This window comes from Thalassotalea montiporae (genome assembly GCF_053485855.1).
In genome coordinates this window covers 405,865-429,318 of sequence record NZ_JBQRUO010000002.1, presented here as the reverse complement: position 1 = coordinate 429,318, position 23,454 = coordinate 405,865, and the positions used below count along the sequence as shown (strand labels likewise).

The 23,454-nt window shown below is 43.4% G+C and carries 19 protein-coding genes; 12 read left to right on the top strand and 7 right to left on the bottom strand.

Annotated elements, in window-relative coordinates:
- Positions 1-329 precede the first annotated feature (329 nt).
- From hrpB to ACSLUR_RS08410, 4 genes are all read left to right on the top strand, one after another.
- Complete coding sequence (hrpB, locus tag ACSLUR_RS08425; protein ID WP_448553588.1) at positions 330-2,900, top strand: ATP-dependent helicase HrpB; 2,571 nt, start codon at positions 330-332, stop codon at positions 2,898-2,900.
- A 190-nt stretch (positions 2,901-3,090) separates the two neighbouring features.
- Positions 3,091-3,726, top strand: coding sequence for a hypothetical protein (locus ACSLUR_RS08420; RefSeq protein ID WP_448553586.1), 636 nt, complete (start codon positions 3,091-3,093; stop codon positions 3,724-3,726).
- Between the two features lie 308 nt (positions 3,727-4,034).
- Positions 4,035-5,048, top strand: coding sequence for a helix-turn-helix domain-containing protein (locus ACSLUR_RS08415; RefSeq protein ID WP_448553584.1), 1,014 nt, complete (start codon positions 4,035-4,037; stop codon positions 5,046-5,048).
- 259 nt (positions 5,049-5,307) lie between these two features.
- A complete protein-coding gene (locus ACSLUR_RS08410; protein WP_448553582.1) occupies positions 5,308-6,210 on the top strand; it encodes a DUF2306 domain-containing protein in 903 nt (300 codons plus the stop codon).
- A 56-nt stretch (positions 6,211-6,266) separates the two neighbouring features.
- On the opposite strand, the gene ACSLUR_RS08405 is transcribed toward ACSLUR_RS08410, so the two are convergent.
- A complete protein-coding gene (locus ACSLUR_RS08405; protein WP_448553580.1) occupies positions 6,267-6,893 on the bottom strand; it encodes a lytic transglycosylase domain-containing protein in 627 nt (208 codons plus the stop codon).
- A gap of 311 nt (positions 6,894-7,204) precedes the next feature.
- Between ACSLUR_RS08405 and rluF the strand changes: the two genes are divergently transcribed.
- The 5 genes from rluF to ACSLUR_RS08380 all read left to right on the top strand — a co-directional run bounded on the left by rluF (position 7,205) and on the right by ACSLUR_RS08380 (position 11,678).
- On the top strand, positions 7,205-8,317 hold the full coding sequence (gene rluF / locus ACSLUR_RS08400) for a 23S rRNA pseudouridine(2604) synthase RluF (protein WP_448554351.1): 1,113 nt from the start codon (positions 7,205-7,207) through the stop codon (positions 8,315-8,317).
- Between the two features lie 150 nt (positions 8,318-8,467).
- Positions 8,468-9,139 (top strand): FMN-binding negative transcriptional regulator, encoded by a 672-nt coding sequence (locus tag ACSLUR_RS08395; protein WP_448553578.1) that lies wholly within the window; start codon positions 8,468-8,470, stop codon positions 9,137-9,139.
- A 72-nt stretch (positions 9,140-9,211) separates the two neighbouring features.
- A complete protein-coding gene (locus ACSLUR_RS08390; protein ID WP_448553576.1) occupies positions 9,212-9,376 on the top strand; it encodes a hypothetical protein in 165 nt (54 codons plus the stop codon).
- A 276-nt stretch (positions 9,377-9,652) separates the two neighbouring features.
- On the top strand, positions 9,653-10,312 hold the full coding sequence (locus tag ACSLUR_RS08385; protein ID WP_116016684.1) for an alpha/beta hydrolase: 660 nt from the start codon (positions 9,653-9,655) through the stop codon (positions 10,310-10,312).
- A gap of 7 nt (positions 10,313-10,319) precedes the next feature.
- A complete protein-coding gene (locus tag ACSLUR_RS08380; protein WP_448553574.1) occupies positions 10,320-11,678 on the top strand; it encodes a M1 family aminopeptidase in 1,359 nt (452 codons plus the stop codon).
- 259 nt (positions 11,679-11,937) lie between these two features.
- Here ACSLUR_RS08380 and ACSLUR_RS08375 read toward each other — a convergent pair whose 3' ends face one another.
- From ACSLUR_RS08375 to ACSLUR_RS08365, 3 genes are all read right to left on the bottom strand, one after another.
- On the bottom strand, positions 11,938-12,831 hold the full coding sequence (locus ACSLUR_RS08375) for a sterol desaturase family protein (protein WP_448553572.1): 894 nt from the start codon (positions 12,829-12,831) through the stop codon (positions 11,938-11,940).
- A 47-nt stretch (positions 12,832-12,878) separates the two neighbouring features.
- Positions 12,879-13,511, bottom strand: a complete 633-nt coding sequence (locus ACSLUR_RS08370; protein ID WP_448553570.1) for a hypothetical protein — start codon at positions 13,509-13,511, stop codon at positions 12,879-12,881.
- 97 nt (positions 13,512-13,608) lie between these two features.
- Entirely contained in the window at positions 13,609-14,193 is a 585-nt protein-coding gene (locus tag ACSLUR_RS08365) for a TetR/AcrR family transcriptional regulator (protein ID WP_448553568.1), read from the bottom strand.
- 154 nt (positions 14,194-14,347) lie between these two features.
- On the opposite strand from ACSLUR_RS08365, the gene ACSLUR_RS08360 reads away from it, so the two are divergent.
- The 3 genes from ACSLUR_RS08360 to ACSLUR_RS08350 all read left to right on the top strand — a co-directional run bounded on the left by ACSLUR_RS08360 (position 14,348) and on the right by ACSLUR_RS08350 (position 18,965).
- Entirely contained in the window at positions 14,348-17,494 is a 3,147-nt protein-coding gene (locus tag ACSLUR_RS08360) for a YncE family protein (RefSeq protein ID WP_448553566.1), read from the top strand.
- A gap of 97 nt (positions 17,495-17,591) precedes the next feature.
- Positions 17,592-17,792: a hypothetical protein gene (locus ACSLUR_RS08355; protein ID WP_448553564.1), complete on the top strand. Its 201-nt coding sequence runs from the start codon at positions 17,592-17,594 to the stop codon at positions 17,790-17,792.
- 21 nt (positions 17,793-17,813) lie between these two features.
- Positions 17,814-18,965 carry an aromatic ring-hydroxylating oxygenase subunit alpha gene (locus tag ACSLUR_RS08350; RefSeq protein ID WP_448553562.1) on the top strand — a complete coding sequence of 384 codons (1,152 nt, stop codon included), beginning with the start codon at positions 17,814-17,816 and terminating at the stop codon, positions 18,963-18,965.
- A 10-nt stretch (positions 18,966-18,975) separates the two neighbouring features.
- On the opposite strand, the gene ACSLUR_RS08345 is transcribed toward ACSLUR_RS08350, so the two are convergent.
- From ACSLUR_RS08345 to uvrA, 3 genes are all read right to left on the bottom strand, one after another.
- On the bottom strand, positions 18,976-19,866 hold the full coding sequence (locus ACSLUR_RS08345) for a spermidine synthase (RefSeq protein ID WP_448553560.1): 891 nt from the start codon (positions 19,864-19,866) through the stop codon (positions 18,976-18,978).
- Positions 19,856-20,503: a fused MFS/spermidine synthase gene (locus ACSLUR_RS08340; RefSeq protein WP_448553558.1), complete on the bottom strand. Its 648-nt coding sequence runs from the start codon at positions 20,501-20,503 to the stop codon at positions 19,856-19,858. Before ACSLUR_RS08340 ends, ACSLUR_RS08345 begins: the two co-directional genes overlap by 11 nt.
- Before the next feature lie 113 nt (positions 20,504-20,616).
- Entirely contained in the window at positions 20,617-23,439 is a 2,823-nt protein-coding gene (gene uvrA / locus ACSLUR_RS08335; protein WP_448553556.1) for an excinuclease ABC subunit UvrA, read from the bottom strand.
- Positions 23,440-23,454 lie beyond the last annotated feature (15 nt).

Genomic DNA, 23,454 nt, shown 5'->3' with positions numbered 1-23,454 from the left:
GCGCTTTTTCATCGCTAATGTGTATTGCTGTGAGTAGGATCGCTTAGCTGTAAACTACAGTATATGAACGCAATAAATAAGCCTTTGATTGGATTATAACAGGGCAACCCTTGATGAAAAATGGAGAAGTTGGTCATTTTTTGTCATAGATCAACTGCTTGAGTGACAAATGGTTACAATGAGTAGGTGTTTAGTCACAAAGATCGGCACTCGAGTGTTGTGGTTTTAATCGGTAAAAATGGCCAAATAGCTATGCCTAAGCAGCTATGCCCAAGCAGCGATGCCTAAGTAACGTGTGCCCCGAAAATTTAAGTAAGTAGAGCAAACCCTTGTCTTCATTTCCTATCGAACAGATCAAAGCGGATTTTTTATCTGCATTAGCAACACAACAAACCCTAGTGCTGTCGGCTCCACCGGGCGCCGGAAAATCCACGGTACTGCCGCTGTGGTTACTTGACACTGCAAAAGCAGAAAAAACGATCTACTTGTTACAGCCAAGACGTGTTGCCGCCAAGAATATTGCTACCTATCTGGCGAGCCAGTTAGGTGAGCCCGTCGGCCAAACCGTTGGCTATCGCTTAAGAAACGACAGCAAGGTGTCTTCGAAGACTAAACTGGAAGTGATTACTGAGGGGATACTAACTCAGCTGTTGCAGGAAGATCCTGAGCTCTCTGAGGCGAGCCTTATTTTGTTTGATGAATTTCATGAGCGCTCAGTACAAGGCGATGTTGCTTTTGCCCTAGCGCGAGATTGTCAGCAAGGGCTGCGAGATGATTTAACCTTAGTATTAATGTCGGCAACGTTGGCAACAGAGGAACTGCTCACACAACTACCTGATGCGTTTAGTTTGCATTCTGAAGGTCGAAGTTACCCTGTTGATTCACAGTATTTGGCGGTGCCCAATCAATTTTTTTGGCGTGAACATGCGTTAAAAGTGATACGACAATTTGCTGTTAATCATAGTGGCTCAACCTTGGTGTTTTTACCTGGTGTGGCAGATATTCGCTATTTAGCAGAGCAATTAACTGAGCAGCTAACTGACCAGTCAAATGATCTGCCAGATGACCTAAGGATAGCGCCGCTTTTTGGTGAGCAATCACTGGCAGAGCAGCAACGGGCAATGAAAGCAGTGCAAGGGCAACGAAAAATTGTGTTAGCGACGAATATCGCCGAAACCAGTTTAACTATCGATGGTATTACCTTAGTCATTGATGCCGGTTTTGAAAAAGTTGCACGTTATGACGTGCATACCATGACCAATCAGCTTAGCCAACAAGCGATAAGTAAAGCATCGGCGATTCAACGGGCTGGACGAGCAGGGCGACTAGCACCAGGCCATTGTATTCGCTTGTACGGTGAAGAAGATTTTCAGCGCCGTCCAGAGCAAGCAACGCCAGCCATATTACAAACTGATTTACTACCCGTATTAATGGAAGCGGCAAGGTGGGGAGTGTCCTCCTTGGCTGACTTACCCTTGCTTGACCAGCCAAATGAGGTGCTTACCAGCCAAGGCTGGCAATCATTAGCTAAGCTCAAAATTGTTGATGAGCAGCACAAGCTCACCAAGCATGGCCAACAAGTCGCTAAGCTTAGCTGCCATCCTAGGTTTGCTCATATGCTGGTGGCCGCACAACATATTGCAGCACAGGTAGACGACGCGAAAATACTGAATCTTGGGTGTTTGCTGGCAGCACTGCTCGAAGAGCGTGATATTTTAAGTCGAGAAGCTAGTCGAGATAATGCTGACATCGGCATTCGCGTTGATATGGTAATTAGTAGAGAAAAAGCGGGTAAGGCTAGTGGTGCTATTGCTCGTATAGTGCAGCAGGCTAAACAGCTTGCCCGTCAGCTAGGTTGGCATTTTGATAGTAACTGGCAAGCCAATATCAGCCGTGATTATTGTGGTTTACTCTTGGCGTTGGCTTATCCAGAGCGTATTGCGAAAAAGCGAGGTCAGCAGGCAAGTTATCTTTCTTCAGCAGGTAAAGGCTTATCGCTGGCTGACACCGACCCACTCAATGAAGAGTCTTTGATTGTTGCAGCCAGTACCATCAAATTAGGCAATCAGCAGCGCATATCGCTGGCTGCACCAGTGAGTTTAGCGGCATTGGAAACGTGGCAAGTGCTAGCAATTAACGAACAAGATTCCCTGACCTATGACGAACAAAAAGATGCGATCACTGCGAGCAAAAAACGTTATTTAGGCGCGATTGTGCTTGCAGAGCAGCCAAGTAATGCAGGGCTTACAGCGGCTTTGGTTGTCGATATGTGGCATCAGCAACTGGCGAAAAAAGGACTTACTTGGTTAAAACTTTCTGATGACGTTGAAAACCTGCGCTCACGTATTTGTTGGCTGGCGCTTAACCAGCCAGAACTCGCTTTACCTGTAATGGACAATGATTGGTTGATGGCAAATTTAGCCGATTGGTTTGACCCATATGTCGGTGATATTAAGAAAAAATCAGAATTATTGGCATTAGACTTCGCCACTATGCTGCATTCAGTATTGGATTATCCGCAGCAGCAAGCGCTGGAACAAAAGGCACCAACGGTTTTTATTGGCCCAACTGGGCGCAAATGCCCTATTCGTTACCCAAGTGGTGCAAAGAGTGAGCTAGCTGGAAAGTCACCGATAGTATCGCTGCCCATGCAAGAATTGTATGGGCTATCAGCATCCCCGCAGGTCGGTAATAGTGCTCAAGGTAAAGGTATAAATTTAACATTGGAATTGTTATCGCCAGCCGGCCGGCCACTACAAGTGACCCAAGATCTTGCTGGATTTTGGCAAGGAAGTTACCAGCAAGTGCAAAAAGAAATGAAAGGCAGATACCCAAAACATTATTGGCCAGATGATCCAGCCAATGCTCAAGCGACCAGTAAAACTAAGCGATTTATGTAGTCGTTCGATAAATAAATACTTAAAAACTTCGGGCATTGAAAAGTTCATCACCTGCAGTGAACTTTTCTATATAACAACTGATAAGTTGATCGCATCTACACACGCACAATTCATAGCGAGCAAACTCTCCCAGATTTAAACCTTTGCTTTTTAAATAGCGACTTAATTGAGTATCTAATTAAAAAGGAATGTGATGAAGCCCTCTCAACAAATTTATTTATTACTCTTTTTATTAGCTGTGTCGATTCAGACTGCCTGTGCTAACGATTCACAACAAAAGCGTTTTATTCCTGTGGAGCTTTTTACCGGAGCGAAATGGGACGGGACTCATCAATTAACGCTAAAACCCGTATCCACGACAACTTGCGCCCCATATGATGGCAGGCCTTGTAGTAACTTCTATATTTCAGGGCCATTTAAAACCGCAGAAAATAATACTCAAATAAAGTGGGCGGGTAGTGAAATTTCCTATTACCGAAGAACCTTTACTATTCCACATCGCGGTGAAGTTATATCGTTTTTTACCATCAATGACTCAAAAGATGGACTGGTGAGAATTTATGATAAACGACAAAAGTGGGGGGGTAGAAAATACGACGGATTAGGAAGTAAGTTCCCGCTGGGTTATTGGCGGCAAGGTGAAGTGCGTACTTATCCATCACGTCGACCAACGAAAATTGAAATAATCGAGCTTGATGACCCCAATCATTGCCTTACATTCCGCTGGGTAGTTGGTCAGGGAAAGAAAAGTAATCAAGACAATAACTACACATTTTGCCCGAATCGTGGCTTAACCAAGATATCCCCCAATAACAAAAGCAAGTAAGCTAATGCTTGAATAGTTGGGTGATAAGTGAAAAGGGTAGCTAACAAGTTTCTTAGTATTAATTGGTGCTTCGTGCCTAGCGAATAAGTTCGCTTACCCAGCATTTGACATTTTTGCTATTCAGGTAAAACATGTAGCTAATTAAACGTAAGGTCATACTGCCAAGTCACGCGAAGTTTACTATGGTCCAACTTTTCCCGACAATTTTGTATTCCTGCATGGTGGGAATGACAATTCTGGCATTGCTGGATGTTTTTAAAAGGCCAAATGATAGGCAGACGGTTTTTTTAAAAGGCTTGTTGCTGCTGTTGTTAACACATTTAGCAGGTGAGCTTTTTATTTATTCAGGTGCTTATGTTTATGCGCCGGCGCTGGCAGGCGCGCAATTGCCGTTTAGAGTATTGTTAGGGCCAGCCCTTTATTTCTATGCCCACGCTACAATGTCGCCTGAAAAAGCGGCCGACAAACGTTTGTGGGCTTTGGCCATCTCGGGGCCAGTGCTCGTATTAGCCGCGATGATGCCGTTTATCTTTTTGATTAGTTCAGAAGATAAGTTGGCATTAGCCAATCCGCTAACACGTGACCCTGAACAATGGAAAATTGCATTGTTAACCTGTTTGTTTAGCGCGTTAGTTTTTATTGCATTCACACTTACTTTCTTAGGTTTTGCTTTTCGCCTACACAATGCTCACTGCCAGCAGTTGCAAGAGCGCTTTTCTGATATTGAACAACGCTCTGTAAACTGGTTTAAAACCATTCTCATTATTTGGGGAATCACTTGGTTGGCTTTTGCTGTTGAGTTCTGTTTAAACGCACTTGGCTGGCGCTGGTTTGGCAGTGGCATTGTTTTACCCGTGCTGGAAGTCATCGCTCTCGCTATTTTTATTCAAAAAGCGTTAGCACAAAAAGTGCTTACGACAGCAGATAAAGGCGTACCTCGCGTCAGCCAAAAAAGAACAGCCATTCTTAGCCCTGACAAAATGCAATTGATAGCGGCTAAATTAGCGCACGCAATGAACGAGGAAAAATTGTTTTTACAAGAAGACTTGTCATTGAATATGTTGTCTCAAGCCATCACTGAAACAGAAAATCATATTTCTGAAACGCTGTCGCAGCATTTACAAACGAATTTTTTCCAATTTGTGAATAGTTATCGCATTGAAGAGGCGAAAAAAGCCTTACATGATCGCAAGAAATTGGTGACGAGCATTGCGTTTGATGTCGGCTTCAACTCGAAATCAACATTTAATAATGCCTTTAAAAAAATAGTCGGACATAGCCCATCGGAATACCGAAACCTCCTACAAGAAAATAAGCACTAGATAGGCCAGAGATAATATCAATGGCACTATTGTTATTATCTCTGGCTAACTATTTCTAAGTATCCATCATCTCTCTGGTTGAATTACTCTACTTAGTGCTTTAAATAGAAGTGATGATTTATTCGACAAAATTCATATATTCCTCTGAAATAGCCTAATTTTCTTGCAATAAAACGTGCAAATAGGCCTATTTGGACGATATCTGCGGCTTTTTTTTCCATTATTCGCTTGAATGACGTTAGAAAAAGAGAACTTAATAATGGAAAATACGCGCAGTCACGATTCAAGCTCTTCAATAAAACTTACCGACACCAATAATGTGACAAAAGTGTCGCCTGACAAAATTGCCGATCGAGCTTTAAAATACTCGTCAGTTTTTTGGTTTATCAGCATTCTTTTGGGCCAATGGTTTTTCTTCTACTACATATTTGCGTTTTACGGCTTTTCAGTGATTAACGACAATATGGAAATCTGGAATCGCTGGGAGGCGATGGGGGCTAAGCCTTATCACGTTGGAGATTTCTCCGGTAACCTTGCCTTCGCTGCACACGCAATAGGTGCAGGTATTGTTGCTTTTGGCGGCATATTACAGCTTATACCTAAATTGCGTAGTACCTTTCCTCGATTTCATAAAATTAACGGCTATGTGTATTTAATAACGGTATTTTGTTTGGCAATTTCAGGCTTTTACTTAGTCTGGATTCGAGATCCTGATCCGATAGACTCATCGGGTATTGGCACTACGATTAATGGTTTTTTAATTTTGTTATTTGCCTATTTTGCGGTGCGTAATGCGATTAACAAAGACATCAAAACACACCGAAAATGGGCGTTGCGTTTATTTGTTGTCTCAAATGCCCAATGGACATTAAGAGTTGGCACGTTTAGCTATTTAATTACGGGAAATCTATTAGGTACCAAGCCTGCTTTCGGTGATTTGTTTTTCTCGCTTTGGACGTTTGGATGTTATTTACTGCCGTTAGCCGTTTTACAGCTGTACTTCTTTGCAACAGAAAAACACTCACAGGCAATTAGGCATAGCTACTGGAAGATAGCGACAAGTTCTGTTTTATTAGTGTTAACAATATTGATGATTATTGGCATGGTCGGCTTTACGCCATTCTTGCTATCAGTCATTAATAATGAAGAGATCAGTTTTTAAACGCCTTAGTTAAGCGCTTTGGTTAAGTGCTTTAGTTAGGCGCTGTGTTTTAGCGCCTAAATGATTTTGCTATAGCGTTTATGTAGGATTTCAACCCGCTCGATATAGACTTGAGTTTCGGGGAAAGGGGGAATGCCTTGGTATTTTCGAACGGATCCCTCACCTGCATTATAAGCTGCCGCAACTAGTCGAATATTGCCATAGTATTTCTTCATTAATTTGGCGAGGTGTTTTACGCCACCACGAATATTTTGCTGAGGATCAAAAGGATTGACTACTCCAAGTTCGCGCGCTGTTGCTGGCATTAACTGCATAAGCCCCTGTGCACCTTGTTTGGAGATAACATCTTTGCGAAAGTGCGATTCGGCATGAATAATGGCACGCACTAGGTTGGCGTCTACTTGGTAATAATCGGCCATACCTTCAATTTCTTTGCGATAGCTGTCGGGATAAAGCTTTGTTTCTAACCAGTCAATTTCAGAATAAACGCCACAGGCGTAGCAACCAAATTTCACGGTTTCATAGTAGGTATCTATTGGCTCGATGTCAGAAAAAGACAATACGCCATCTTTCGAGTGGTAGCGATACACGCTTTCTTCTGCTGGTGTGCTAACAGAGAACACCAGAGTTATTGTGATGAGCAGCCAAGTAAAACAGCTAATATTGAACTTGATTGTGAACATGATATTGCGGATATTCCCTTATCGACAGCTAGTTTTAGCACAGCACTAAAACGTGTGTGCTGTGCTTATTTTGCTGAAATAACATACTGCTTTTTTTGGTAAATGTCTAAATAACCGATGCTTTTTGTCAAACGCCTTCGCCACCACGTTTTTGGTTACTAGCTTGCTGTAGATTAGCTACAGCGTTTTTGGTCAATTTAGGCTATGATCGCCGCCAAGTTAACTGCTCAGAGAACCTCACCTTGCCAACGCACAAACCAGCTCAACAGCCTGCTCAAAACGCTAGCACCGGAAAGCGCCTTAATAAATTTATTAGTGAATCGGGTTTTTGCTCGCGCCGTGAAGCAGATAAATTAATTGAACGCCAGCGGGTGACGATTAATGGCAAGTTGCCTGAGCTTGGCACAAAAGTGCAAGATGGCGACCAAGTGGAGGTCGATGGCAAGCCTATTGCAGCCAGCGCCGAGAATAAATCGGATCGAATCTATATTGCTTATCACAAGCCAATAGGTGTGATATGTACGACTGAGCGCCAAGTGCGCGGTAATATTGTTGATGCCATTGGTCATAAAGAGCGTATTTTCCCGATTGGCCGTTTAGATAAACCCTCGGAAGGGCTGATTTTTCTAACCAGTGACGGTGATATCGTTAATAAAATTCTTCGTGCCGAAAATGCTCATGATAAAGAATATATCGTCACCGTAGATAAGCCGATCAGTGAACGCTTTGTTGAGCGCATGTCACGCGGTGTGCCTATACTAGGGACGATCACTAACCCCTGTCGCGTTGAACCTGTCAGTCGTTTCGTGTTCAAAATCACGTTAACTCAAGGCCTAAACCGACAAATTCGCCGTATGTGTGAATACCTTGGCTATGAAGTGACTAAGCTAAAGCGCGTGCGTATTATGAATGTTGATTTAACTGGCTTAAAGCCAGGGCAGTGGCGTAACTTAACCAAAGACGAATTAACGCAAATTAATAGCGCAGTAAAAGACTCACGCAAAACGTCACTTAAAGCTGAGCAGGCAGAAAATGACAACAAAAGAAATGATAAAAGTCGTTCAAACGCTCGCCATGCGAAAAATGATGAAGCGGCTAAAAAGCCACAAAACAAGTCGCAAAATAAGCCACATAACAAGCGAGACAATGAAAAACGTCGCGAGAACCACTCAGTAGCGAATTCAAATCGCAAAAACGACAAGCGCAGTGCTAAATACAATGGTAATCGAGATAATCAATCAGCTAAACCTGCTCGCGAGAGTGAACAGCCGAGAAAAGCTCGTGCCGAAAAACCAAATAAAAGCAAAACCTACCGTATCGATAACCCTAACGCTAAAGGCACTAAAAAAACTGGCAAGGAAGTGAGCGATACAGGGAACGATTCAGGTAATAAAAAGCGTTTATCACTCGGACGGAAAAAGTAATAACGTAGAAAATTGTAAAGCTACTTCCCTAATGTAGCCGATTTGTTATTCATTAAGTTTCTGCTGAAAATAAATTAACAATCAGTGCCTTATCCGTTAGCTTTAGTGATTAGAGGTTTTATCTAACATAACTAACGGATTAGGAGCTGTATGCACGTCCCAGAAAAATGGCGAATTAAAGAGCCAGCACAAATTGCCGATATTATTAACCGTTACAGCTTTGCAACGGTTGTTTCGCCAAGCCTAGATGCCACGCATGTGCCACTGATTTACGATCAAGCGAAAAACTGCTTGATTGGCCATATCGCGCGTAATAATCATCATAAAAAAGTGGCTGAAAATTCTGATGTACTGGCGATATTCCATGGCCCACACGACTATATTGATCCGACTTGGTATCAAGGTATGCCGGCCGTACCCACATGGAATTATGTGGCAGTGCATGTTCACGGCAGCCTACACTGGCTTGATGAAGCGCAAACAATTGATGCCGTTCAGCAACTAGTTCAAAAATATCAGCCTGCGTTATTGCTCGAACAAGAGCTACATGAGCAAGAGTTAAATGAACAAGCATTAACTGAAAAAGCAAAGAGCGCTGATCCTCAACCCACCATGCCATTGGATTATCAGCAAAAACTCGCAAAAGGTATTATCGGTTTTCGTATTGATATCGACCGTGTTGAAGCCAAAGCCAAGTTAGGCCAACATCGCAGCCAAGCGGATCAACTGGGTACAGTGAAAGGGTTAATGAGCAGCAATAGCCCTGATGCGCTGCAACTACTCGCCATTATGGAGCGCCTTTCGTTGGGGCTTGGTAAGTAATACTTGGCTTGGAAAGTTAATCAGAATTGGGTATCTAACAAGTATGTATTTTAGTGCTAAAAGGAGTTTTTCATGGAGGTACTTGGCATATTGTTTGTCATTGCAGTTGTTATTGCTCAACTGATTGAAGGCTTTTCGCTGTGGACTTATGTGCAATTTTTCCGTGGTAAAGAAACGACGCTCGAAAAATGGTTGGTAAGAAAGGAAAACACAAGCAACAAGAAAAATAGGAAATAAACTGTTAACCGCGGCTAGTGTTTCAACAAGTCCAAGGCAAGGTTTCACTTTCACTCGCCAGTTTAAACAAGATTAGCAGTTGATGCACCCAACGTCTGCTATGAGCGATCAAACGACGGTGGTCACAGTCAGTTGATGTTATTGACTCAACTCTACAAGCGGACATTCAAATAACGGCAGCGACAATTTACGTGTTGGTATAAAACCGTTTGATATCAGGAATGTTATTAGTGTAGGGTTTGCATCATTTTGAACGTTAAGTATAGGGATATCTATATGAAATTATTATTACTTCTACTTGGAGTTTTAACATTTAGTAGTTCAGCTTTCGCAAACGAAAATTATGCATTTCCTGAGGTTATAGATAAGAATGCAAGGTACGTATTTTATTCTCATGGCTATATTGTGGAAGGCGAAAACCCAACCCCTATTCATGAGCGTTGGGGACAATATGACTTTCCAGCCGTTAAGGCGCAACTAACCGATTCTAGCTACCACCTAATTGCTACTCACCGACCAGCTAAAACTCACCCTTTTAAATATGCAGAGAAGTTAGCAGCACAAGTGAATAAATTAATCGAAAACGGTGTGCCAGCGAAAAATATTTCTTTGGTTGGTTTTTCCCGTGGTGGGTTTATTACGGCAATTACATCAAGTTATCTAAAAAACAAAAATATTAATTTTGTTATTTTAGCTGCATGTACAAGCGGTTTAGCTAAGAGAAAAGAAATAGCAATTTATGGACACTTATTTTCAGTCTACGAAACCTCAGATTCAGTTGGTTCATGTAGCGATGTAGTCGCAAGAAGAGATGATACTGTTAGTTCTTTCGAAGAAATTTCAATATCGACTGGTAAAGAACATGGAGCGTTTTTTAAGCCAAGAAAAGAATGGTTAATACCAGTAAAAAACTGGCTTAAACGCCATAAAGGGTAAGTTGAATATGAAGTTCATTCATCTATCAATTCTGTGCTTCTTCATCCTAACAATACCAAATATAGGGCATGCAAAGGTTGATGAAGTTAAGGTTTCAGAAGTAGATTACGTGCATTACCGAGCAGAAATTGAACCTAACTTTGAAAGCAAATCTTTGTCTGCCGCTGTTACAATAAAATTCGTCCCAGTGATTCAAAACCTGCGTCAGTTAAAGTTTTCTTCTAAATATAAACAAGTGAAATCTGTCCGATTTGGTGGAAAGGCTATTAACTACGATTTAATAAATGAGCAATTAATAGTTCAGTTTGAAGATAATTTAAAATCAGGTAAAGCCTACTCTTTAAAAGTTGAATATACCGCTGCACCAGAGAGAGGTATGAAGTTTTATGAAGATCACCTGTTTACTGTATATCATACAAAGAATTGGCTTATTTCTCATGGTGATATATCAGATAAAGCAACATTTGAACTTTTATTAGAACATGAAACAGGTTTGGAATCAGTGGGTAATGGACAGTTAATATCTCGCTACGAGACTGGCCAAAAGACAACCATTTCTCATTGGAAGCAGGATATTCCAATTCCGATATATACTTTTGGTTTTGCTCTGGGTTTTTTTGAAACTTTACTATTGGATTCCAGTAGAACTGATATTTCTGTTTTGTATAGAAGAGCTGAAAAATCTGACTTAACTTCGCCTTTGTTAAAATTAGCCTTTAAAGATGTTGCTGATATGTTGAGTTTTTTTGAGAGTAAAGCTGGATTTTCGCTTAATGAACATGGTTATCGTTATGTTGTTGTAGATGGCTATATGGCACAAGAAGCTTCTGGTTTTAGCTTGGTGGGTGAAAAGTTTGTTCACACTGTTTTGAAGAACAAAAATGAAAATTGGTTTATTGCTCATGAACTAGCACATGAATGGTGGGGTAATAGTGTCACTAGCTCAAATTTTTCACATTTCTGGTTAAATGAAGGATTAGTCGTATTTTTAGTAGCAGCTTACAAACAACATTTGTTTGGTGATACCGCTTATAAAAACGAAATAAGCGTAGCCGTAAAACGTGTAGAAATAGCTGTAAATGAAAATCGTATTGCCCCTGTTGCATTCAGTAAAGTGATTAGAGAACAAGAGATTAATCACACAATGGCATACAGCAAAGGCGCAATCATATTCTATATGCTTAGAGAAAAATTAGGGGAAGAGTTATTTTGGAAAGCTCTTAAAGAGTATACGGTTAAACACAAAGATGGTTCAGTAACTACCCAAGATCTAAAATCTTCTTTCGAGAAAACAACTGCAACTTCTCTTACATCTTTCTTTGATAAGTGGGTATACGGAGAAGAAATCCCCAAATTAAAAATGTAACGGTGTAAATTAGATGAAGTGCTATTTATATGGGGCAGCAATTAGCTTGCTCTAATTGCCACATCAAGCTGCAACAGGCTTTCTTACCCAACAAGACTCTGCCTTGAAATGAGTCGGTTGAACATCACCTATCGTAATTAAATTTAAGATCATTAGTTGTTGAACGGCCGAGTTTGGCACACATGTGACAGTCAGAGTTGGCAGCATCTTATCAACTCTGACAAAGCAAGTTAGATTTATTCAGTTTAAAGGAGCCAACTTAAGCTTTGGGTTTAGTGGCTTGCTCCTGCTGCCATGCCCATGTTGGCGACTTCACCAGTAAATTCCAACGATATCCCCAAGATGGCGCTTGCCACAATCGCTTCGATAAAGTCATATAGCCGCTAAAGAAGACTTTGACTGGATTGACACTATTAATTCTTGGGAAAACACCGTAGCGCACCGTCGTTTTTTCTTCGGCAAAGGTGCCAAACATTTTGTCCCAAATAATCAATATGCCGGCATAGTTCTTATCTAAATACTCTTTGTTAGTGGCATGGTGTACACGGTGGTGCGATGGCGTATTGAAAATCGCTTCAATCGGGCGTGGCAACTTCTTCACTGTTTCTGTATGTAGCAAGGTTTGATAAACCTGCACCACCACTTCCGCTAAAAAGATCACAAATGGATGAAAGCCCATTAACGCTAGCGGCAAATAGAAAAACAATGGGAAAAACCAGTCCATTGGGCCATGGCGATAAGCGACCGAAATATTAAAATGCGGTGAGCTGTGGTGCACGGTATGAGTTGCCCAACCAAAGCCATTCATATGCAGGAATCGGTGCTCCCAATAGTAGGCAAGATCGGCAAGTACAATGCAGCACAGTATGGTCCATAGGGAAATCGGCAAATCGACGAGCCTAAATTCATAAGCGTAGAAAAATACGCCAACATAAGCGGCTGCGACAATCGCGACTATGGTAATAAAAGCAGCCAAAGTGACAAAGTTAGCAAGGCTGTCGCCCAATAAATTTCGGGTAACTTGTTTTTTTACAGCATAGCGAAGCAATTCAATCACAAAGAACGCCAGCGCAATTACTAAAAACCAGTCATCAATCCAAGTTTCTAGCCACCAAACATCATCAACTGACCAAATCTGTGTTAACCAATCCATTACATCTTCCTCGTGTTTACTCTAGGTAAATAGCTCTCGATAAGCTGTTATCGATAGGCCACCAGTAGCTCAGTCGCTACCGATTGGCCTTGGCCGTCAAGCTGGTGAATTTCTAAAACACTGTCTAGTGCCGCGTTATAGTTAATTTTCTGCCAGCCTGTTTTTAGCTCGTCATTGCGGTAATTGCTGCGTACCAGCAGAGTTTTATATTGGCTGAGTGAAACCGTAAGCAGTTTTGAAGCTGAGTTAAGTAATGCTGCGTTGTAGCCTATGGTGACTGTCGCTGTGTCAAAGTCGTTATCAAAATTACCATAGCTGACATAAAGCTGTTTTGGCTGTTTAGACAATTGGTTATGGAGCTCGGTGGCTTGTTCAAATGCTTGCCATAAAGGTGCGGTGTTATCTAATGATAGGCGCATGCTAATGCCACTAATTTGAATAACTTCTGGCGTGTTATTCAGTGCCTTTGTTTTTTCGCTTTGTTGCTTACTTGAACTGACTGCTATTGGCTTTATAACCTTGATTGAAGTCTGTTGCTTTGGCGGCTTTTCAGCTGCTTGCTCAAGCACAAGATTTGACGATTTACTTTCAATGGCATTGGCACTTGGCTGATAAATGGCAACTGCCCATACCAAACCAGTAATGATTGCCGTGGTAATTAAAGAATTTGCTAAGCCCACGTAATGATCCCCTCCAGGCTAAAAGATGAGCATAGCTTAAATATTTGAATTTAAATTGTCAAAATGAAAATAAATGATTTTTCTAATTGTAAATTGGCTAGTTTGTCTCCAAAACTTGACAAAGCAATCTAGAGGCTTGTTTTAGTTTATGAATTTCATCTACCATTTTAAGTGGGATCAGTGATTCACTCATCAAGTAGTTGGCGTATAGGGCGTGGGCGACAAGCTCAATTTTGTCTGGGGCTGTGTTTGGGTAGTCTTGTTGGAAGGTCGCGTAAGCGTGGCTAATAAACTCAGCCATAATGGCCACTTGGTGCGCCTTAATCTCTGGCAGTCGTTTGGCTTCGGAAAAAATTGCTTCACCGATCACAGCATTGTTGACCATTTCCTTGGAATGTACGGTAAATAGGGCATCAAGTAAGGCTTCGCTGCGATTATTGGGCGGTAACCAGAGCATTAGTTCTTGCCATTCTTGCTGGTATTTCTGAGCCCAACGTTCACTTAAGGCAATGATAATCTGATCGCGATTGCCAATATAATGCCGCAATATGGTGCGCTTCATTTGTGCCTTTTCAGCAATGTTTTCTAACGATGTGGCTTGTATGCCTTTTTCCAGAATACAAAGTTCCAGCGCATCAAGAATTTCTTCGCGGCGCTGGCCAGCCATGCTTGGTCTAGCCATATTTCTCCTGCGTGAATAGCGGTTAGTTGCTTTGGAGCTTGGGTGTTTATCGAACTATATCAAGAAAATTTAAATTGTCACGTTGACAATTTAATATTCGGCTGGTTATCTTATAAATTGTCAGTTTGAAAATTTATGGGAAGGATCGGCTCAAATGAAAAGTGCTATCAGAAGTATAGGGTTTGCTTTTAGTGCAATGAGTGTGGTTGCGTTAGCAGGCTGTGGTGGTAATGGTTCACATTCAGATGAAGTGGTTATGCCTCAGCCATCACCGTCACCGCAACCTGTGCCACCAACAGATCAGGTGCCACCTCAAATTACGCCGCCAAGTGTAAAGGGGCGCTTTATCAGCTTTGAGTCGGCACCTGTGAGGCCGATTGCCGAGACGGCAGATGGTCGCCGTGTCATCATCACCAATACCGCGAACAACAGCTTAGATATTTTCGATGTTGATCAGCAAGGGGCATTGAGCTTTTCGGAATCTGTGCCGGTTGGCGTTGAACCTGTCGCGGTGGCGATCACCAATAATCAGGCTTGGGTGGTGAATCATGTTTCTGATTCCATCAGCATTATTGATTTAACCGCCGCGCCTGCCAAGGTTGTGCGCACCTTGCTTGTTGGTGATGAGCCTAAAGATATTGTGATTGCTAGGCAAAAGGCGTTTATTACCACTGCTCACCGTGGCCAGCAACGAATGAATCCAGCGTTAGCAGATGTCGAAGGGGCTGGCGATGCTCAGTTGCATACCGCTGGTGTCGGGCGCGGCGATATTTGGGTATTTGATACGCAAAATCTAGGTGTAAGCTTAGGAGGCAAACCACTAAAAATTGTTTCTGTGTTTGGTGATACTTTGCGAGGCCTCGCGGTCACACCTGATGAGCAAACGGTTTATGCTGGTGTGTTTAATTCTGGTAACCAAACCACGGCGGTGCATGAGGCGGTGCTTTGTTACGGTTATGAAGACGATGAGTATGGCGCTTATCCTTGCCAAGTGCTTGACCAAATCTCTAGCCCAAATGGCTTGGCTGACGGCTACTTACCCGGCGGGCGCACAGCACCGGGTACAAACCGCGAAGGTAAGCCACAACCTTGGACCAGCATGATTGTTAAGTATGACCAAGCTTCTGGCCAATGGCGTGATAGCAAAGGGCGTAACTTTTCTAACGGTATTCGTTTTGCACTGCCAGATACCGATGTATTCGCCATTGATACTGAGTCATTAACCGAAACTGCGAGTTATTCACATGTCGGAACGACTTTATTTAATTTGGCGGTTAATCCGATAAGTGGGCAGGTATATGTCAGCAATACTGAGGCTAATAACGCCACACGGTTTGAAGGGGCAGGTGAATATACTGGCTCAACCGTGCAAGGCAATATTGCGCGCAGTCAAATTTCGGTGATTTCGCCGCTTGCGGCAGAAGGGCAACAAGTTAGCGTTAGGCCGCTAAACACTCATATTGATTATGCCGACCTAAAAGGGAACGGTGAGTTAAAAGCTTATACGCTTTCAACTCCTACTCAACTAGCCGTTAGCCACGATGGGCAATGGCTATACAATGCTGTTATTGGCTCTAATAAAGTCGCGGTTTTTCCAGCGGCACAACTTGAACAAGATAAATATTGGGATGGTAAAGGCAGTGTCGAGCAAGAATATTCGGCGATAGCAGCCAATGAAAAGCATATAGACGTTAGCGGTGGCCCAGCAGGCTTGCTGCTGTCGCACCAGCATAGTGCGCTTTATGTTTACACCCGATTTGATAACAGCCTAGTTCGCATTGAACGAGATTCTCACCAAGAATTGCAGCGTATCGCGTTAGCAACGCTAGAGCCAGAAAGCTTTTCAGCAGGACGTTTTATGCTTTATGACGGCCAACGTTCATCGTCTAACGGCGAAGCCTCGTGTGCAAGCTGTCATATTTTTGGGGATACCGACCACTTAAGCTGGAATTTAGGTAACCCTGACGCTGGAAATGCTCGCAATCCACAACCATTCCCTACAGACAACCTTTCTGAGCTCGGTTGTTTGTTGGTCGGCCCTGACGAAGAAAGTTGTCAGCTATTGGAGCTGATTAACGGAGATGGTGACAAACGCACTTTTGCCTCAATGAAAGGGCCAATGGGCACACAGACCATGCGGGGCATGCAGCATCATGGCCATATGCATTGGCGAGGTGATCGTTCAGTGGGCTACTTTGGTGACGATCACAATCAAACGCTAGATGAAAAACAGTCGTTCAAAAACTTTATTGTCGCGTTTGAAGGCTTGCTCGGTTTAGACATTGAATTACCAGCATCGGCTGAGGCAGCAGAGAAATCGTCAGATGTTATCGCGCTTGAGCAAGATATGGATAAATTTGCGGACTTTATGCTGGGTGTGGCATTGCCGCCAAACCCTATCCGCACACTAGACAATGACTTGTCGGCTTCAGCGCAGCAAGGCGCTAACTTTTTCCACGGTGAACGCCGTGCTGATGGTGCAGCAACAGATACACCACTTAATGGTGATTCAGTTGATGGTGTTAACTGTGAAGGCTGTCATGGTGTTGACCACGCCCAAGGCTTTTATGGCAGCCGAGGTGAAATTGCTCACGGCGGCGAAATTCAGATTTTTAAAGTGCCACAATTACGCAACTTATATACCCGTGTTGGCATGTTTGGTTTGCCGGATCGCGAAGGTTTCTTACCATCGCATACCAAGCAGCATCAAGGTGAGCAAATTCGTGGTTTTGGCTTTTTACACGATGGCGCTACCGATCAATTACTGAATTTCCTTAAAGGTGGCGTATTTGATAACGGTGAAATCGGCTGTCCAGAAGGGGCAGACGCACGCTTTGGCTGTCATTTTAATGCGGGTGAAATCGGTATTCCAGACGAAGTGACGCGACAAGGGCTAGTGGATTACATGATGGAATTCGATAACGATTTAGCCCCAATCGTTGGCCAACAAGTTACGGTTAATCACACAACTGGTGAAGCGACAGCGCAGCGCGTTGAGCTATTTGAGCAACGAGCGCAAACTCCTTTTGTCTCAAAACTACTAGGTGGTGAAGTGACCGAATGTGACTTAATTGCCCAAGGCAGTATTGCGCAGCAAACTCGCGGCTATTTCTACCTTCCAAGTGAAGCAATGTATCGCAGTGATAGTGGTAATGACGCCCTGATCAGCAGTGAAGACTTACTTGCCTTAGCTGTGATGCCAAACAACTCCCTAACCTTTACTTGCCATGTGCCGGGTAAAGGCTGGCAGATCGCCTTAGACAGAGATTTAGACGGCACGCTCAACTATGACGAGCGATAAATACAGAGCAGTAAATATGCCAAATCATAAGTGCGAGCAAGAGCAACGAAGGAGCAAACATGTTTAATTCAAAATTTACTTTCGGGAGAGCAGTTCAATGTTGAACTTACTACCTTGGTCGTATTGGTTAGGCTTTGCCTTAGTCATTTGGCTGTTAATTGATTTGGTGCGTGGCCAAGCTTATATCTGGCAAGCCTACCGTCGTGAGCATGAGCCGGGCATGTACTGGTTTACCATGCTGATTTGGGCTCTGGTGGCGGCTAGCTGCTTTATTTATCCGCACACACCATATTGGTAAACACAGTGGTAAGGAGGGAGCATGCTTAATGCCATATTGCCCGTAGAGGCGTATACCAGCGAACAGTTTTTCCAGTTAGAGCAACGCCATATATTTACTGAACATTGGCAGTATGCAGGCTTAGTGGAGGATCTATTAGCGCCGGGCGACTATCTAACCGCCAAGGCGGGCTTGGCGGATATTCTGGTGATTAAAGGACAAGACAATCGGTTAAGTGCTTATCACAATGCATGTCGCCATCGCGGTACGCGGTTACTGGATGGTAAAGGTAATATCGGCGTGAAGATTGTGTGCCCTTATCATAACTGGAGCTATGATCTCGCGGGCAACTTATTAGGGTTGCCTGAGCATAAACGCCAATTTAGTCAGCTAGAGAAAAGCTGCTACGGCTTAAAGCTCGCAAAAGTCGGTGTTTGGCGTGGCATGATTTGGGTACATGCCAAGCCAGATGCAATTGAGCTTGCCGATTGGTTTGCGCCAATGGCGGAGCAGCTTGCACCTTATGATGTCGAGCCATTAATAGAATCACCGGATGATTTTGTTGGCCAAGACATTAATGCCAATTGGAAAATTGTAGTGGAGAATTATATCGACCACTACCATCTAGCTCACCTGCATTCAGGTACCTTGAGTATGTATGATCACAAACGGGCGCAATTTGGTTTTGCCGATCATCATTTTCATTTTTGGGAGCCACTTAGCGCTGATTATCAGCAAGATATTAGTACTAACGCCCCCTTGCCGCTGCTTATGGATAAAACCGATCCTAAACTGGGCACTTGGGTGCCTATGCTGTTTCCCGGGGTAGGCTTGGCAGAAACAGAGTCGTCTTGGTCTGTGTTTCATACAGTGCCCCTAGCGGCTGATAAAACCCGTGTGAATATTCGAACAAAAGTAAAAAACACTTCGTCGCTAGCATTTATGTCACAAGCGGCAAAGTCGTATGCTTATTGGCAGCGAAAGGTGAAAGCGAACAGTACCCAGCAAGGCGATAAGCACCCGCTAGGCTCAGGTGATTTTATGCAGGAAGATGTTTATGTTTGCGAGCAACTTCAACAAGCGATGAAGAGCCCCTACTTTAGCTTTGGGCCGTTAGCTGAGTGCGGCGAGCTGCCAGTTCATCAACACCAGCAGCTGGTTTGGCAGCTTATTGCTCCTCACTGGCAAACATAAATTTCTCGTTTTATTGATTCAACAAATTCGCTGGCGAGAATTGATCTGTCAGTATCGGAGCGTTTTCCGGCCAGTCTTGTTTGTCGGTAAAACTGTTAAATACTTTGAGAATATTGACATCATATGGGCGCAAACGGTCGTGCAATGCCGCCAAATTTGTTTTTAATTGTGCTTTGCTCGGTAGGTCGTTTTTCGTTGCGAGAATAATTCGGTTTTCTTGGCGCTTACTTTTTACCTGGTAAAAGTCGCCAAAAACCGATTGATAAGTGGAAGATTCATATTCGTATAAATCGCTAATCGAAAAGGTGTTAGCGGTTAATACGCCGTTACTCGACAATAACTTTTTAGTTTCTTCTAAGAATTCTTTGGTCATTAAGTGCTCGGGAATGTAATCACCGTTAAACGCGTCAAGAATAATCCAGTCGTAATGCTGTTTTTTCAGTAGTGCGCGTTTAATAAAAATGCGCCCATCTACCACTTTACTGGTGACTTTATCGTTTTCAAAAAAGCTGAAATATTGGCGAGCAACCTTGATCACTGCTGGGTCAATTTCAATATTTTCTATTTCCGCATCAGGCAGCAATTGGTGCAGGGTGTTTGACATGGTGCCGCCACCCAAGCCAACAATTAAAACGCGGCTAGGGTTGGGATTCACTATCATGCCTGAGAACATTAACTTGGTGTAATTGAACACTAAGCGATTAGGATCTGATTTTAAAAAGCAGCTTTGGTTGGTTTTCTTACTTTTTACATTGAACTTTAAGCAGCGCAAATTTCCAGTGTCTTCCACTAAAATATTGCGATACATAGACCGTTCTTGATGAATAACTTTAGCTAAAGCACTGGTTGTAAACAAACTAAAGGCTAGCAAAGTGGCGAGCAGGTATACATTAGTTCTCATGAGCCACTTCCTCTGTTGTCGCTAGTTGTGTTTGACTCGCCAATTTTTGAAAAGTGATGGCCGTTGCCCCTAATACCACGAGCAGTGCGCTGTAGCTGACAATAATAGTGTTAACTTCAAACCAAAGGACAAAATAGAAAGAGGTAAAAATGGTGCCCATGGCAGAGCCTAAAGTGCTCACAAAATATAAAATGCCAGCAACTTGCCCGCTTTGCTCTTTACTGGTGACCAGCAAACGTACGGAGTAAGGAGAAATCATTCCAAGCACTATGGTCGGTAACAGGAATAAGGCACTTGCGGCTGCTAACGAGCCATAGCGGCTGTCTTCAATCGCGACAAATATCGTTTCCATAATGGGGTTTGCCCAAAGGGCGATAGGAAGCACTAATACACCGGCAACAATAAAAATCATGCCATAGCGAGTCAGGTTAGCATTCTGGGTGGAAAGCTTACCGCCATATAAATAACCAATCGACAGGCTCAGCATAAAAACAGTAATAATACTGCCCCAAATATGCACACTACTGCCAAAAAAAGGAGCCAGAATGCGGCCGCCGAGTAATTCCACACCCATGATGGAAAAGCCGCTACAGAAGGCGAGTAAGTAAATAAGTCGATTTTGCCAAGCTAAGGTCATTATGCACTCTTGTTAATTAGTGATGAGGCTTAGCTTATCCTACTGGATAAAAACAACGCTGGCTAGCGATTAGCCAACTGCCAGCGTTTGCTTTAGGAAGGGGTATATTTGTTTTATAACAAAGGCTTGAGGAAGCGTGCAGTGTGCGATTGTGCATGCTCAGCTACTTGCTCTGGGCTGCCTGTAACTAAGATTTCACCTCCACCTGAGCCACCTTCTGGGCCAAGGTCAACAATCCAGTCTGCGGTTTTAATCACATCCAAGTTATGTTCAATCACAACGATGGTATTGCCGTGATCACGCAATCGATGAATAACTTGCAGTAACTGTTTGATATCGTGGAAATGTAAGCCTGTGGTTGGCTCATCCAGAATATACAAGGTTTTCCCTGTATCGCGTTTCGATAGCTCTTTGGCCAGTTTAACTCGCTGTGCCTCACCACCAGAAAGAGTTGTTGCTGACTGCCCAAGAGTAATGTAGCTCAAACCGACATCCATTAGCGTTTGCAGCTTGCGCTTAACCGCAGGAATAGCGTTAAAGAACTCTAGCGCGTCTTCAATCGTCATATCCAAGACTTCGTTGATGTTCTTCCCTTTGTATTTCACTTCCAAGGTTTCGCGGTTATAGCGCTTACCTTTACATTCGTCACAAGGCACGTAAACATCTGGCAAGAAGTGCATTTCAACTTTAATCACACCGTCACCCTGACAAGCTTCACAGCGGCCACCTTTAACGTTAAAGCTAAAGCGACCTGGCTTGTAACCGCGTGAGCGCGACTCTTGCGTGGCGGCAAAAATATCGCGTACCGCGGTAAATATGCCTGTGTAGGTTGCTGGGTTCGAACGTGGCGTGCGACCAATTGGGCTTTGGTCGATATCAATTACTTTATCCAGTTGATCTAAGCCTTCAATCGATTTATAAGGAGATGGCTCTTGTGTGGTCGCATTGTTTAGTTCAGTGTGAGCGATTTTGTATAAGGTATCGTTGATCAGCGTTGATTTCCCTGAACCCGATACGCCGGTAATACAAGTCATCAGGCCAACAGGAATGGTTAAATCAACGTCTTTTAGGTTGTTACCACTGGCACCTTTAAGTTCTACCACTGCCTTTTTATCGAACTTGGTACGCTTTTTCGGTACTTCAATAAGCTCTTTACCTGATAGGTATTTACCCGTTAATGAGTGCTCACTATTTACGATATCTTCGAGTGTGCCAGAGGCAATCACTTCACCACCATGAACACCAGCACCTGGGCCAATATCAATCACATGATCCGCTTCGCGAATAGCGTCTTCATCATGCTCGACGACAATTACGGTATTCCCTAAATCACGCAGGTGAGTAAGTGTGCCTAGCAAGCGTTCATTGTCACGCTGGTGCAAACCAATAGAAGGTTCATCGAGTACGTACATAACACCCACTAAGCCGGCACCAATTTGGCTAGCTAAACGAATACGCTGGGCTTCACCCCCAGATAGGGTATCGGCACTGCGCGACAAGTTTAGGTAGTTCAAGCCAACGTTAACGAGGAAGCCTAAACGGTCATTAATTTCTTTTAAGATTTTTTCGGCAATTGCGCCTTTTTGACCCGTTAAATTAAGCTGTTGGAAAAAGGCGAGGGCGTCAGCAGTGGAAAGCTCTGCAATATGTTGTAGTGGCTGTTCACCAACAAAAACATTACGCGCTTCAAGACGTAAACGAGAGCCGCCACAGTCGCCACAATGTTGGCTGTTAAGGTACTTCGCCAACTCTTCGCGCACTGCATTCGATTCAGTTTCTTTGTAGCGGCGCTGCATGTTATTTAAAATACCTTCGAACGGGTGATTGCGCACAACAATATCACCGCGATCATTCATGTATTTAAATTCAATGCTTTCTTTGCCACTGCCGTATAGCACGAGCTTGCGAATTTTTTCTGGTAGCTCTTCAAATGGTGTATCGACCGTAAATTGGTAATGATCGGCCAGCGCTTGTAGCATTTGGAAGTAATAGAAGTTACGTTTGTCCCAGCCGCGAATCGCACCACCAGCAAGGCTTAGCTCAGGGTTAGTGATCACTCGATTCGGGTCAAAAAACTGCTGAATGCCCAAACCATCACAAGTTTGACAAGCACCGGCTGGGTTATTGAACGAAAACAGGCGTGGCTCTAGTTCTTGCATACTGTAGCCACAGTGTGGACAGGCAAAGTTCGCAGAGAACAAGAGCTCTTCACGCTCAGGCTCGTCCATAAAGGCGACTTTTGCTGTGCCTGCAGTCAGCTCTAATGCGGTTTCAAATGATTCAGACAAGCGCAGTTGAATATCGTCACGCACTTTTAAGCGATCAACCACTACTTCGATGGTGTGTTTTTTGTGTAGTTCTAGCGTTGGTGGATCAGAAAGATCACAAACTTCACCGTCAATTCGGGCGCGAATGTAGCCTTGTGCCGCTAGGTTATCCAATAACTTAACGTGCTCACCTTTACGGTTTTGAAGCACAGGCGCGAGGATCATCACTTTCGTGCCTTCGTCTAACGCCAATACTTTATCAACCATTTGCGACACAGTTTGGGCCGCCAGTGGCTCGTGATGCGTTGGACAACGTGGCTCGCCAACGCGGGCATAAAGCAAACGCAGGTAGTCGTATATTTCGGTGATCGTGCCTACCGTCGAGCGCGGGTTGTGGGAAGTGGATTTTTGCTCAATTGAAATTGCGGGTGACAAGCCTTCAATATGATCAACATCAGGTTTTTCCATTAACGATAGGAATTGACGTGCATATGCTGATAGCGATTCAACATAACGACGCTGACCTTCGGCATACAAGGTATCAAACGCTAGCGACGATTTTCCTGAGCCTGACAAGCCAGTAATAACAATGAGTTTGTCGCGAGGAATTTCTAAATTGATGTTCTTGAGATTATGAGTACGTGCGCCTCTTACTTCAATGTTTTGCATTAACCAATCCACAAC

What these genes read in the sequence shown, in the direction of transcription:
- ACSLUR_RS08375 (WP_448553572.1), bottom strand. Translation starts at nt 12,831, where the DNA reads ATGGATTGGTTAACACAGATTTGGTCAGTTGATGATGTTTGGTGGCTA.
- ACSLUR_RS08350 (WP_448553562.1), top strand. Translation starts at nt 17,814, where the DNA reads ATGCTTAATGCCATATTGCCCGTAGAGGCGTATACCAGCGAACAGTTT.
- ACSLUR_RS08340 (WP_448553558.1), bottom strand. Translation starts at nt 20,503, where the DNA reads ATGACCTTAGCTTGGCAAAATCGACTTATTTACTTACTCGCCTTCTGT.
- ACSLUR_RS08410 (WP_448553582.1), top strand. Translation starts at nt 5,308, where the DNA reads ATGGAAAATACGCGCAGTCACGATTCAAGCTCTTCAATAAAACTTACC.
- ACSLUR_RS08360 (WP_448553566.1), top strand. Translation starts at nt 14,348, where the DNA reads ATGAAAAGTGCTATCAGAAGTATAGGGTTTGCTTTTAGTGCAATGAGT.
- ACSLUR_RS08355 (WP_448553564.1), top strand. Translation starts at nt 17,592, where the DNA reads ATGTTGAACTTACTACCTTGGTCGTATTGGTTAGGCTTTGCCTTAGTC.
- uvrA (WP_448553556.1), bottom strand. Translation starts at nt 23,439, where the DNA reads ATGCAAAACATTGAAGTAAGAGGCGCACGTACTCATAATCTCAAGAAC.
- ACSLUR_RS08345 (WP_448553560.1), bottom strand. Translation starts at nt 19,866, where the DNA reads ATGAGAACTAATGTATACCTGCTCGCCACTTTGCTAGCCTTTAGTTTG.
- ACSLUR_RS08380 (WP_448553574.1), top strand. Translation starts at nt 10,320, where the DNA reads ATGAAGTTCATTCATCTATCAATTCTGTGCTTCTTCATCCTAACAATA.
- ACSLUR_RS08365 (WP_448553568.1), bottom strand. Translation starts at nt 14,193, where the DNA reads ATGGCTAGACCAAGCATGGCTGGCCAGCGCCGCGAAGAAATTCTTGAT.
- ACSLUR_RS08390 (WP_448553576.1), top strand. Translation starts at nt 9,212, where the DNA reads ATGGAGGTACTTGGCATATTGTTTGTCATTGCAGTTGTTATTGCTCAA.
- ACSLUR_RS08405 (WP_448553580.1), bottom strand. Translation starts at nt 6,893, where the DNA reads ATGTTCACAATCAAGTTCAATATTAGCTGTTTTACTTGGCTGCTCATC.
- ACSLUR_RS08395 (WP_448553578.1), top strand. Translation starts at nt 8,468, where the DNA reads ATGCACGTCCCAGAAAAATGGCGAATTAAAGAGCCAGCACAAATTGCC.
- ACSLUR_RS08385 (WP_116016684.1), top strand. Translation starts at nt 9,653, where the DNA reads ATGAAATTATTATTACTTCTACTTGGAGTTTTAACATTTAGTAGTTCA.